This is a genomic window from Paenibacillus sp. FSL P4-0176 (genome assembly GCF_037975265.1).
In the GTDB taxonomy this organism is placed as follows: Bacteria; Bacillota; Bacilli; order Paenibacillales; family Paenibacillaceae; genus Paenibacillus; species Paenibacillus amylolyticus.
Genome location: NZ_CP150242.1, coordinates 4,304,032 through 4,316,789 on the forward strand (window position 1 = coordinate 4,304,032; position 12,758 = coordinate 4,316,789).

Sequence of the window (12,758 nt, forward strand, 5' to 3'; positions counted from 1 at the left end):
GACGGTCAGGCACTGTGTTTGCGCCTCCGCCTTATGTGTTGGCTAATCGCCACTTCCTTCAAGGGTTGCTGCTCCATATCTTCCGTAGTAGCTTATTACTCATAAAAGACTTGTTTCTTATTATATCAAAAAAACGCCCGTACTTCATGAACCTGCCCGAATATTCCAGAGTTTGCGAATATCGCGACTCTCATCCCAAGTTCTTCCCATTTTTAATTGAAGGATTAACGGAGACGCATATCGTTCATAACGTGCATATCCATCCAACCTCTTCAGATCATCTACGAGTGCTGGGATGTGTTCCTTAATCACTTCGCGCTTTCCCTCATAAAAAGCGGCATGAACCTCAGCTTTCGCCAACGGACGCTGCCGTAATTGAGTATACCCGCTCGCGATCAGACCTGCCAAGGCCACAACACCTTTCGCAACAAGGGGCGACACAAGAAAGCTGGGTAACGTACGATACTCAAACCCACCATAGGATTTCAGACGAAAATCACCAAGTGCTCCATAACGGGGTCGTCTTCCCGATCCACGGGGGTCTTGCAGAAATGCCAGTGGCAATGCCAGATAATTGTCCAGTGCACGAAGCAGTTCCCCGGTAAGATTCACCCCGCTAAAATGAATATGACCACCCAAAGGTAACCCCCGTTGTGGCATCCCTCCTGCCTGCCAGATGAGCGAGTGATCACTAATGCTGCGGGAAGCAGCTGCGAATGCCCTCATCAGATGAGCCAGCAGTTCTCGTGGTTCGGAGCTGGGAGCAGGCCGCAATTCGGCAACCGGATATATGCGCCGTCCACCAATCGTCACGGAATCACAGCCTGCCATTCCTGTACGTTCAAGAAATCTGGAGGCGGGTACGATTTTGGATTCCGGCATCTGCACCAGAAGAAACTCCGGGTCCATGCCGAGTATTGGAATGGGTCTGTGACTCAGTTCCTCATCCAGCAGTTCCTGATGCTGCTTCCAGCTTTCCCTATAGGTAGCAGCAAGGTTGGTCACCCCTTTCCAGGGACACGGGTCGATCGAAATCACTGCACAGCCGCCATTCCCTGAGGATTCCATTCGAACAGCTCCATGATCCAGCCCTAGCGTATACAGCGTTTTGATCGCAAGTCGTTCTATGCGCTTGAACAAGGTTGAACTCGCTTCACGCTCCAACAGAGTTTCCTGTGCCCCTCCCATGCCACTAGTATCCTTGCGTTTGATCCGGATCGCCTGCAGACAGCTTATCTCTACGTCATAGCGTACACGCAAGCCTGGTTCACGTTTGCGCCGATCGTGCAGTGACAATACTTCAATGCCTGCCTGTTTCAACCGTTCTGCACGTTCTCCAGAAGTCATCCTTTCATATCGGCGCAACGCTTCCTCCGCTTGTTCCATCACATTCATTACGTCCCCCCTCCCGGATCATGCAACTAAAATAAAAATAACCCCGCAATGCGGAGCCTTCCCGTGAAAGGTATTTCAGGCACATTGCGAGGCTCGTTACCACCCATTTTTTAATATTTAAGAAGAAAGAGGGCTTACGCCCTCTTCACCGCGCCTTCTGGCGCATATGATACCTTAGGTTATCAAATACAGGCGTCAAACTCACAGCTCATCGTCGAGCAGATCGGGATCGAGATCGTCATAATCTCCATCGGCACTGCCAAAGTCATAGTCCTTGTCTTCGTAGTCACCGCAACCATCTGTGCAGACCTTCACACAAACTTTGGTTTCGGCAACGAGTTCCACAGCGAATTCCCGTTCTACCCGGATAATTACACTGCTTCCACCTGCTGATACTGTGGCTTCCACACAGCTAGGTTCCTGCGTTGCATCCGCAGATACCTCCACTGTGGAAGTCCGGTGTTTCGGGTCCAGATAGGACAAAGGCACATGTTCTACATACGAGACCGTTTCTTTGGCTACATCCGTCTGAGAGTTCTTGTCGTAGGAATACCAAATGTTGATATCGTAAGTACCAATAACTTCAATTCCGTCACCCGCTGATACGGCTTCATATTGGTGGTTGATAATCCAAGCCCCCAAAATACTTGTCGGACCATTTGGCGGAGTCACGGTATGTGTTACGGTAGAGAACTTACGACCTTTGCCGCAGATCGCCTTCGTGATAATCTCTCTACATTGATGTTTATGACTCAATGACATCTTTAAACCTCCTCCATACAATCATTCACTACAAGTGTATGCAGGGCATTCGTCTAGGGTGACAACTATTTTCTATTATTCGTTTGTAGATTGGGACCGGTCCGAGATTGGGGACGGTGCTTTGTCCTTCTTCGCGACTTTCAGATACAGCGCGAGTTCGCGGCACAGCTGGAGAATTGCAGAACGAATCTCGAATTCTTCCCTTGTATCCGGCAGCTCCATACGTTTGAATTCTTCTTGCACATCTGCAAGAAGTTTTTCAGTTCGTCCCGTGTAGGATTCAGTGAGTACGTCCTGACTAAGCTGATCGAACAGCTCCGATACCATCTCCGCATGTGGCATCTTCTGATAGATCTGGGACACGAGATGCATCATGTGCTGGATGGAGTCCAACTGCGTTTTGCGCATATAGAAGTAGACGCTCCATTCCTCATTCGGATGAATCACCTGATTCTCCAGAGAACGTTTGGCAGCATCAATACCGCCAAGTATCGCTTTATCTGCTTCAATCAGCTCTCTCCCTGCCCATGCTTCATTGGGATTACGCAGCGTGGCCGCAAATTCCTTGAAAATCTTCGAGAAGAGTTCATCGATTCGTTTGCGAATGCGCAGCATCTGTGGATCTGCTGCCGGCATGTAGGCCAGGTTAACCGCCATTGCGGAACCAAGACCAATTAACAACAAAGCAATTTGCACGAGGACGACATGCACGTCCATCTCCCCGCCGCCGAACACCCGAAACACCACAACAGAACCTGTAACAATGCCTTCTTTAAATCCTACCCGGACAATAGCCGGGAATGCGATCAATATGTATACCGCCAGCACCCAATAATGGAAGCCTAGAAAGTGAAAAAGTACACTTGCAAATAAAAGTCCAACTACGGAAGCAAAGAACCGCGCCGATATGGTGCGAATACTTCGTTTTCTCGTTACATCCACACCAAGAATGGCAAGCAATCCCGCTGATGTTGGTCCCGGCAAGCGACACCAGTCTGCAATCAATACAGCCATTAATGCGGCGATTGCAGTTTTAATTACCCTAAAACCCATTTAACATTCCATCTCCTCTAAGCAGCAAAAAAATTCTTAGCCAGCTCGTCGCCTCATTCATTTATCATGACTAGTATGTCTCATCCAAAAGTAAACTAGACGACATCAACCGACATGCGCATGCATGCCGGTCACAGCAACACGCCCCGAATGAGGGACGCTGGCAAGTTAGATCGTTGCGACAGAACCTCAAGGCCCTCTTCTCCAATCATCGCATTCATTCCGGATCTGCGCGGAATAATCATACTAAATATGGTACTTGATTTTACGGTATCGGGCAACGTGACACCCCTTGTGAAATTGTATACATATCATACCCGGTCACATTACGAGTAAAACACTTCCGAATCACCTTCGGCCAGCCAGCATTTTGCGTTCTGCATAGACAACAAGTTGGTACATGGCTGTTGCAACTGCAGCAATAATTAACAGACTTGATAATACAAGTGTGAAGTTGAATACCTGGAATCCATAGATAATGAGATAACCGAGTCCTTGTTTGGCGACAAGAAACTCACCCACAATTACACCCACCCAAGCCATGCCAACGTTCACTTTCAAGGTGGATACAATCGCCGGAAAAGAAGCAGGTAATACAACTTTGGTAAAAATCTCGGAACGTTCTCCACCAAACGTACGAATGACTTTGATATAATTGGGATCGACTTCATTGAAGCTGTTATACACGACCAATGTTGTAATAATAACCGTAATGGACAACGTGGTCATAACAATCGCTGTAAAACCCGCGCCGAACATCACAATAAAGATTGGGCCAAGTGCTACCTTTGGCATACTGTTGAATACAACCATATAGGGGTCCAGCACTTTGGACAAAAAAGGAGACCACCAAATTAAAACCGCAAGCAAGGTTCCCACCAGTGTTCCCAGTAAAAAACCAACCGCCGTTTCCCCTACGGTTACCCCAACATGTGCCCACAACTCGCCACTAGCGATGTCCTTGCCAATCTGGGCAAAAACCTTACTCGGATAACTGAATAACAGTACATCAATCCAACGGAGTCTGCCTGCCACTTCCCATAGCAAAAACATACATACTAACATAGATAACTGTACGGCAAGCACTTGATGTCGCCATCTAGCCACCTGCTGAATATGATTCCGATGCAGCTGCCCCATCCATTCGTCACGCTTTTCCTGCTTCGGATTCATTGGATTCATTGGATTCACGCGTCTTCCTCACCTCCCCCGGACTGATCCAGTTCACTCCACAATGCCTGAAACAACGCATTAAATCCTTCTTGCTCCCTGGCATGAAACGGCTGAGATTTACGAATTCCATCGGGAATGATAAATTCACGACGGATGCGGCCCGGATTGCGATCCAGTACAATGACGCGGTCACTGACCGCAATGGCTTCAGACAAATCATGGGTGACGAGAACAGATGTTTTGCCAAACTGTTTTAACGTGTCCGAGACCAGATCCTCCAATTGCAGCTTGGTTTGATAATCAAGTGCTGAGAATGGTTCATCCAACAATAAAATCCCCGGATCGGTTGCCAGCGTGCGCACCAGGGCTACTCGCTGTCTCATGCCTCCTGAAAGCTCTGAAGGGTATTGATTCTCCGTTCCGGCCAATCCCATACTTACCAGCAGTTCCCGTACACGCTCACGGCTCCGTTCATCCAGTCTGCCTGTCAGTTCAAGACCGATTAATGCATTATCCAGAATGGTCCGCCACGGAAACAGATAGTCCTGTTGAAGCATATAACCAATCTGTGCTGAGGGGCCGCCAACGAGTTTGCCTTTAACCTTAACCTCTCCTCGGGTGGGTGTGAGCAGCCCGGCGATGATCGACAACAATGTCGTTTTACCGCATCCACTCGGTCCAACCAGACTGACGAACTCTCCTTTTTGGATCTCCAGACTCAAGTCCTCAATCACCAAGGAAGCTTCCCGCTCGCTGACGTATACTTGAGAGATCCCTTCCAGTCGGATCACACTTTCGGATTCAGGCATTCTGCTCACTTCCTTTCCTGAATACCCTATTACTTTGATTTCGTAACCTCTTCCGCATAGGCATTATCCACAATGGCATTCAAATCCACACGTTCTTTCAACTCTCCGGCGGCACTCATGACATCAAGCAGATTGTTCCACTCTTCCTCATCAATGATCGGATCCGTTGCATAGCTGCCCTGTTCCTTATAACGGTTCACACTGCTTACCAAAATGACTGGATCGATGTCTTTGAAAAAAGGAGAAATGACTTCAGCAATCTCTTCAGCCGTATGGGAATCCACCCATGCCTGCGCTTTGTGCAGACCATTCGTAAACTTCTGTACGATATCCTTATTGTCGTTAAGATAACTCTGTTTCGTCATGAAGACGGTGTAAGGCAGAAGACCACCTTCCGTGCCAAACGATGCAACAACCTTACCCCGACCTTCTTGTTCAAAGATGGATGCCTGGGGTTCAAACAGTTGAACATAATCTCCCGTGCCTGAGGCGAAAGCAGACGCAATGTTGGCAAAGTCCACATTTTGAATCAGTTCCAGATCACTTTGTGGATCAATGCCATGTTTGTTCAGTGCGAACTCCCCTGCCATTTGCGGCATGCCGCCTTTGCGTTGACCGAGAAATGTGGAATCCCTCAGTTGCTCCCAATCGAAGCTACCTTCTGTGTTACGAGCGAACAGAAATGTACCATCCGTCTGGGTGAGTTGGGCAAAGTTAATGACCGGATCTTCCGCTCCCTGCTGATAGACATATATGGACGTCTCCGCCCCTACCAGTGCGATATCCACCGAACCTGCGAGTAATGCCGCCATCGTTTTGTCACCACCAGCAGTCGTTTGAATATCCACCTCAAGTCCCTGCTCTTCAAAAAAACCTTGAGCCACAGCCACATACTCCGGTGCGTAAAATACCGAACGAGTCACTTCGCCAATCGTAATCTTGGCTTCATTCTCTTCCTTATTACAGCTGGTGAGCGCCACAATGATAATCAGCAGAATAACGATTCCCCGGACGAACCATGGCGTGTATTTCATGTTGTTTCCCTCCTTCACTGGTTTCAGCAGTTTCTCTCTATTATGGATATGCCGATGCCCAACAAAAGGTTAAGAACTTAAATGCAAAAAAGAGCCGGGCAATGATGCCCGACTCTTCAGCTCTTCGAAATGTTATTTAATATGTTATATATGGGATATCTACAGCTTGTAAATCTCGGCATATTTGGCTTCCAGATAATCGGCCAGATAATCCGGGTTCAATTCTTCACCCGTTACGGCAACAATCAATTCGGAAGGTGTGCGACTTCTACCATACTGGTAGATCTTGTCTGTAAGCCATTCCTTAATTGGAATCAGATTACCTTCGGCAATGAGGGTATCAAATTCCGGCATTTCCTTGCGCAATGTATGTAGAATTTGAGCTGCATACATATTACCCAGAGAATACGAAGCAAAGTAACCAAAGTCACCACCGGACCAGTGAACATCCTGAAGAACGCCGTCTCCATCATTCGTTGGCATAATACCGAGATATTCCTTGTATTTTGCATTCCAGGTCTCCGGCAGATCTTTCACTTCCAGACCATCATTGAATAACATTTTCTCAATCTCATACCGGATAATAATGTGCAGGTTATAGGTCAGTTCATCCGCTTCAATCCGAATGAGTGAACTCTCCACCCGGTTGATTGCACGATAGAAATCTTCCAGTTCAACCTCGCTCAGTTGCGGGAAATGCTGCTGCAAATCTTTGTAATAACGTGTCCAGAATGGCAGACTGCGACCAATCATGTTTTCCCAAAGACGGGACTGGGACTCATGAATCCCCATGGACGTTCCTTCGGCAAGAAGGGTACCCGCCAGACTGTCATCAATATTTTGCTCGTACAGGGCATGTCCACCCTCATGCAGTGAACTGAAGACTGCGCTTGCTACATCATCTTGCAGATAATGTGTTGTGATCCGCACATCACCCGGGTTAAGACCCGTTGCAAAAGGATGAACACTCTCGTCCAATCGTCCAGCTTCAAAGTCATAGCCCATTTGTTCCAGGATGAACAGACTGAATTTTTCCTGCTGTTTGGTGTCAAACAACTGATTCAGGAACTCTGTATTTGGCTTGTTTTCTGAAGCATTAATCTTCTCTTGTAGAGGCACCAAACGTGCTTTGAGGCGGGCGAACACAGCGTCCACTTTCTCAACCGTCAGATCCGGTTCATACATATCAAGCAGCGTATCATAACGTGTATCCTTCACACCCCAATAATCAATAAACTCCTGTTTGAGCTTAACGATATCTGTGAGATAAGGTGAGAATCCAGCAAAATCACTGTTATGCTTGGCATCTTCCCATGCCGTTTCGGACTTGGCCGTGAGCACCGTATATGCTTGTACTTTCTCAGGTGGTACGGATTGACTGCGATCATATTCTTTCTTGCAATCTTCAACCAGACGACGATCTATATCTTCGAGCTGTTCCAATACTGCTGGAGTCGTTAATGCATCCAGGTAAGTCTTCATGTCAGCCGAGGTTTGCAGCTTGAATGCTTCGGTGGACAACATACCCAGCGTCTCCGAACGAGTCGGAACGCCTTTTTTCGGCGCACCTGTGCGCAGATCCCAGTGAAGCAAACCAATGGCTTCATGATAGCTCTTAATTTTACGAGCCAGATTACGGAAGGATTCCAAATGTTCCTGTGTTTGTTTATCCATTGTTATCGTTCACCTCTTCAAAAAAAATGTTATACCCTATTGATGATACTTTTTGCATTGCGTATAATCAACTTTTAACAGATGAAAATTGCATTGTTCTCCTAAAGATACGTGTTCAAAAAGTCTGGTTTTCATTACCGAGAAGATAGAAATGGCGTTCAACTTCGATGCTGATGATGCCCTCAGGCATGATTCGTAATCAAAAGTGGACTTTTTGAACAACCTCTAAAGGGTTGGAGTAATGCCATCTGCTGACCGTGAAATACTATTAAAGCAAAGGCGTGTAGGACAAGCTGCATCATATGCAAGTGGCCGTGCTCGTCGTATTGGATAACAGGAGGCAATGGACATGAACAACATTCAAGAGATTTTGACTTACAACAAATCATTTGTCGAGACTAAAGAATACGAAAAGTATACGGCTGGCAAGTTTCCAACCAAAAAGATGGTTATCATCACTTGTATGGATACACGTCTGGTGGAATTGCTGCCCAAGGCCATGAACCTGAAAAACGGTGATGTGAAAATCATCAAAAACGCAGGCGCAATTATCTCTCAGCCTTTCGGAAGCGTAATGCGTAGTGTACTTGTCGCCATCTATGAACTGGGTGCAGATGAAGTCCTGGTAGTGGGGCATACCGAATGTGGTATGGCTTCCCTTCACGCTGAGACCATGATTGGACATATGGTTGAGCGTGGCGTATCGGAAGAAGTCATGACTACTCTGGAGAACTCTGGCATCCGTTTGCAAAAATGGTTGCGCGGGTTTGACAGCGTCGAAGAAGGGGTAAAACATACTGTGGAAGTGATCAAGAAGCATCCTTTACTTCCTCCCAATGTACCCGTCCACGGCATGGTTATCGATTCTGCCACAGGTGAGCTTGATCTTGTCGCTGAGGGGTATGGACAACAGGCATCTCTCTAAATGGTTTGGAGTGCGGACCTTATGGTTCGCACTTTTTTTGTCTAAATTAAGGCAGTTGTTCTGTCAGGTTGTCAAACCATACAGTTTCAGTGTACACTTTTTATGAAAGCGGTCAAAGAAAGTAAAAACGATTGTTCTCTCTGACCTAGCCCTAATATTAAGGAGACATGTGCATGAACATACTTTCCTACGGATTACTCGGGCTGCTTACCCGCGAGGAGTCATCGGGCTATGATCTGATGCTGAAAATCCAGCCTCATTGGCAGGCGAAACACAGCCAGATCTATCCACTCCTGTCCAAGATGGAAAACGATGAGTTATTGGCCTCCCGCTGGGTACAACAGTCTGACAAACCGGACAAGAAAATGTACGCAGTTACGGAAAAAGGCATTGAAAAGCTCTTGGAATGGATGATTACTCCTGTTACCGCACCGGTTACACGCGATGAATTTAATTTGCGTATTTTGTGTGTTGGCATAGCGGAAGACGGAAGCATGAGACGCATTCTTAACGAGCGTAAAAGCTGGTTTATGGAACGCATACGTTATTTCGAGGATCTGAAGTCACGTATACCTCAGGATAATCTTCGTGTAGGCAACCGAGATTTTGGAAGCTACATCCTGGTACAAAAAGGGTTAATGCACGCACAAACAGGCCTGGAATGGTGTCATTGGGTTACCCAATTGCTTGATGGCCAAGCTGCAATTCAAGACCCAAGTCCAAGCGTTTCAGAAATTTAATAAAATTTGAAACGTTCCTGCAAGTTGACCGTATTACATGAGTAAGGCCCATTTTTGGGCGATTCAAACAAATTAATCGGGGGGTTACGATCTTTACAATGAAGAAAAAATTCGGAGTTAAACATCTAATGATGGTATTTATGGCCTTTACATTATTGTTCGCAACAGTGGGAGTAACGAATCCGGATTCTGCGGATGCAAGACGTGGTGGCGGATTCAAATCCGGTACGAAAAGTTATAGCAATACACCTAAGAAATCCGACAGCAATGTAAGCAAATCGAATACGAATAACAACTCCAGCAATGGAGCAGCTACAACGAACCGTGGCGGATTCTTCGGCGGTGGCGGCGGATTCATGAAAGGCATGATGCTTGGTGGTCTTGCTGGTATGATGTTTGGCGGATTGTTCGGTGGCATGGGCGCTCTGGGTAACATCCTTGGATTGCTCGTGAACGTTGCAGCAATTATGTTGATTGTTATGCTGGCTATGGCACTCTTCAGAGCCATCTCCAATCGTCGCAAACCTGCAGCGGATGGTCGTTATGACCGTCGCAATGATCGTGATGATGACCGTAACAGAAACGGACGGTACTAGTCTCTATGGTTCTGAGCATGGATGAAATTGTGAATGCAATCTGTATTCATATGGCAGAACGTAAGGGTGTACGTCCAACCGATGTGAATGTAGAACTGAGTTGGGAAGAAGATACAGGTTATTCCGCTGAAGTTTGGATTCAAGGCCGTAGTCAATATCTGGTGGAGTCCAATATGATTGAAGCGATTCTTCGTTACCTGCACAGTGAATACAACATCAGGGCGTACCGTGAGAATGTACGACTTGATCTGGATGAAGAAATCACAGCGATCGTTAATCAATAAGATAGGTCACTCACTGGCCTGATATACGAAAGACCGCCTCCCCTCTGTCGCCTGACAGAGATGGAAGGCGGTCTTTTTGTTTCTGTATTTGTAGCTTTATTTGTGTGTCTATTGTAGTCTCTATACGTTTCTGTGTTACGTTCTAATACTCAGACACTACGCTTGGAGTTTAACCAGGCTGTAGTTCTTCTTACCTTTACGGATAATGATGAATTTACCGCCAATGGCATGCTCTGCCGACACTGTGAATTCAAGCTCCGTGATTTTCTCACCGTTCATGGAGATAGCGCCTTTAGTGACATCCTCACGGGCCTGGCGTTTGGATGGCTCCAACCCCAGATCTACGAGCCAGTCGACGATATTTTTCGCTTCGCCGTCCGTTTCGAATGTTGGCATTTCCTTGAAACCCTGCTCGATTTCATCTGCTGTCAGGGAACGGATATCACCACTGAACAGCGCCGCTGTAATACGTTTAGCCTGTTCTAGCATTTCTTCACCGTGAACGAATTTTGTCATTTCTTCCGCGAGTGCTTTCTGTGCTTCACGTCTGTGCGGCTCTGTCTCTACCTTTTCAGCCAAAGCTTCAATTTCTTCTTTGCTCAGGAAGGTAAAGTATTTCAAGTATTTGATCACATCACGGTCATCTGTATTCGCCCAGAACTGGTAGAACTCAAATGGTGTTGTTTTGTTCGGGTCAAGCCAGATTGCGCCGCCAGCTGTTTTACCGAATTTCGTACCGTCGGATTTGAGCATGAGCGGAATGGTCAGACCATACGCCTTCGCTTCAGATCCTTCTTTTTTACGAATCAGATCAAGACCACTCGTGATATTCCCCCATTGATCCGAACCGCCGATTTGAAGCTGTACATCTTCGTTTTGGAACAGGTGCAGGTAGTCGAGTGATTGAAGGATCTGGTATGAAAACTCGGTAAACGAGATTCCGCCTTCCAGTCTGCTCGCAACTACATCCTTAGCCAGCATTGTGTTGAGATTAAAGTTTTTGCCGTAGTCACGCAAGAATTCAATCACATTGATTTTGTGTGTCCAATCGTAGTTGTTCACCATGCGAACCTGATTATCACCGTCTGTTACGAACAACTTCTTCATCTGCGCTGTCAGTGCATCCACATTCTCCTGCACTTGCTCCATCGTTTGCAAAGAACGTTCTGCCTGCCGGCCACTTGGATCACCAATCGTACCTGTAGCTCCACCTATCAGAATGACTGGACGATGTCCTGCCAGTTGAAAACGTTTCAGCATCATGAATGGAATTAGATGTCCGATATGCATGCTGTCCCCCGTAGGGTCAACGCCGCAGTACAACGAGATCGATTTGGTTTCAGTCAACTCACGCAGTCCCTCTGCATCTGTCTGCTGGTTAATGGCGTCACGCCACTGTAGTTCATCAATAATATTCATGTGTATAACCCCTTTTCTATCCTCAAGATTCAGTCATGATCTACGTTAAATTACGAAATTACACGCTGGAACGGCTTTTTTGGACACAAAAAAATCGCCTCCTTGTCTTCATTAGACACAGGGACGATTATTATAACCGTGGTACCACCCAAATTGCATGGACAACACATGACCTTAACACGTTATCCATACCACTTTTGGCAATATATCGTTTGCCCATCCGCTTGGCATTACCCAAGTACTCCAGAGTGTAATTCGCAGCCCTTGTATGTATCAGGTTCCATCAACCCCTGACTTTCTGTAACAGGGACAAAGCCGCTACTGCGCTCTATCAACGTGATTCATGTATTCAATTTATAGCAAGTATAGCCGAACGTTTCAGTCATTGCAAGACCAAGTATTAATCTTCGAACAGAACAACGGATGCATAGTTGAAACTAGATTATATAATCATCATGTTCAATTTTCCGTGATAATAACCATAGGCTTTCTCCGCGATCTGATCCTCATTGTTCCAAAACTTCTGATCCAGCGCATCTAACTGCTGCTCTTGTTCCTTTGTCAGGAATTTAGGAATATCCCACAGTTCAGTAAGCCTTTCATCCTCTTTCAGATGCTCAATGCAGCCGTATGCTGACGTTATAATCTCCACGACTTGAGTCGCACCAATGATATGTAATGCCCGCAACGCGTAACGGTATACCTCTTCCCCCCAGTTGCAGAAAAACTGTATAAAACCGCCATTAAAGACATCCGCCTCTAATAGCCATAAAGCAGCAATGTCCTGCTCGTTCGAAGTCAACGATGCCCAGCCCTGTTCAGATTCATTCTTTTTTTCGACAAATAACATAGCATAGTCATACCATACATCATTAATATCATGCTCGCTCATGT

At 46.5% G+C, this 12,758-nt stretch carries 13 protein-coding genes and 1 other annotated feature; of the genes, 4 read left to right on the top strand and 9 right to left on the bottom strand.

Annotated elements, in window-relative coordinates:
• Positions 1–144 precede the first annotated feature (144 nt).
• The 7 genes from MKY95_RS19820 to MKY95_RS19850 all read right to left on the bottom strand — a co-directional run bounded on the left by MKY95_RS19820 (position 145) and on the right by MKY95_RS19850 (position 7,900).
• Positions 145–1,395, bottom strand: coding sequence for a hypothetical protein (locus MKY95_RS19820; RefSeq protein WP_339194105.1), 1,251 nt, complete (start codon positions 1,393–1,395; stop codon positions 145–147).
• Positions 1,396–1,596: 201 nt separating this feature from the next.
• Complete coding sequence (locus MKY95_RS19825; protein WP_017687912.1) at positions 1,597–2,157, bottom strand: outer spore coat protein CotE; 561 nt, start codon at positions 2,155–2,157, stop codon at positions 1,597–1,599.
• Between the two features lie 75 nt (positions 2,158–2,232).
• A complete protein-coding gene (locus tag MKY95_RS19830; RefSeq protein ID WP_036613548.1) occupies positions 2,233–3,210 on the bottom strand; it encodes an aromatic acid exporter family protein in 978 nt (325 codons plus the stop codon).
• A gap of 348 nt (positions 3,211–3,558) precedes the next feature.
• Positions 3,559–4,392, bottom strand: coding sequence for an ABC transporter permease (locus MKY95_RS19835; protein WP_339200020.1), 834 nt, complete (start codon positions 4,390–4,392; stop codon positions 3,559–3,561).
• 5 nt (positions 4,393–4,397) lie between these two features.
• Positions 4,398–5,192: an ABC transporter ATP-binding protein gene (locus MKY95_RS19840; RefSeq protein WP_076317596.1), complete on the bottom strand. Its 795-nt coding sequence runs from the start codon at positions 5,190–5,192 to the stop codon at positions 4,398–4,400.
• Between the two features lie 29 nt (positions 5,193–5,221).
• Positions 5,222–6,226, bottom strand: coding sequence for an ABC transporter substrate-binding protein (locus tag MKY95_RS19845; RefSeq protein ID WP_338706333.1), 1,005 nt, complete (start codon positions 6,224–6,226; stop codon positions 5,222–5,224).
• 159 nt (positions 6,227–6,385) lie between these two features.
• Positions 6,386–7,900, bottom strand: a complete 1,515-nt coding sequence (locus MKY95_RS19850) for a carboxypeptidase M32 (RefSeq protein ID WP_047843428.1) — start codon at positions 7,898–7,900, stop codon at positions 6,386–6,388.
• Between the two features lie 349 nt (positions 7,901–8,249).
• Here MKY95_RS19850 and MKY95_RS19855 point away from each other — a divergent pair, with 349 nt between their 5' ends.
• From MKY95_RS19855 to MKY95_RS19870, 4 genes are all read left to right on the top strand, one after another.
• On the top strand, positions 8,250–8,825 hold the full coding sequence (locus MKY95_RS19855; protein WP_036613541.1) for a carbonic anhydrase: 576 nt from the start codon (positions 8,250–8,252) through the stop codon (positions 8,823–8,825).
• Between the two features lie 173 nt (positions 8,826–8,998).
• Complete coding sequence (locus MKY95_RS19860) at positions 8,999–9,565, top strand: PadR family transcriptional regulator (protein WP_036613540.1); 567 nt, start codon at positions 8,999–9,001, stop codon at positions 9,563–9,565.
• A gap of 98 nt (positions 9,566–9,663) precedes the next feature.
• Complete coding sequence (locus tag MKY95_RS19865) at positions 9,664–10,161, top strand: hypothetical protein (RefSeq protein ID WP_036613538.1); 498 nt, start codon at positions 9,664–9,666, stop codon at positions 10,159–10,161.
• A 5-nt stretch (positions 10,162–10,166) separates the two neighbouring features.
• On the top strand, positions 10,167–10,445 hold the full coding sequence (locus MKY95_RS19870; protein ID WP_017687903.1) for a YxcD family protein: 279 nt from the start codon (positions 10,167–10,169) through the stop codon (positions 10,443–10,445).
• A gap of 156 nt (positions 10,446–10,601) precedes the next feature.
• Here the strand turns inward: MKY95_RS19870 and tyrS are convergent, their stop codons facing one another.
• Both tyrS and MKY95_RS19880 read right to left on the bottom strand, forming a co-directional pair.
• Complete coding sequence (gene tyrS, locus MKY95_RS19875; RefSeq protein ID WP_339194108.1) at positions 10,602–11,864, bottom strand: tyrosine--tRNA ligase; 1,263 nt, start codon at positions 11,862–11,864, stop codon at positions 10,602–10,604.
• Between the two features lie 116 nt (positions 11,865–11,980).
• Positions 11,981–12,208: a binding site (T-box leader), on the bottom strand.
• Positions 12,209–12,306: 98 nt separating this feature from the next.
• Complete coding sequence (locus tag MKY95_RS19880; protein ID WP_338706338.1) at positions 12,307–12,756, bottom strand: DUF4375 domain-containing protein; 450 nt, start codon at positions 12,754–12,756, stop codon at positions 12,307–12,309.
• Positions 12,757–12,758: the final 2 nt, after the last annotated feature.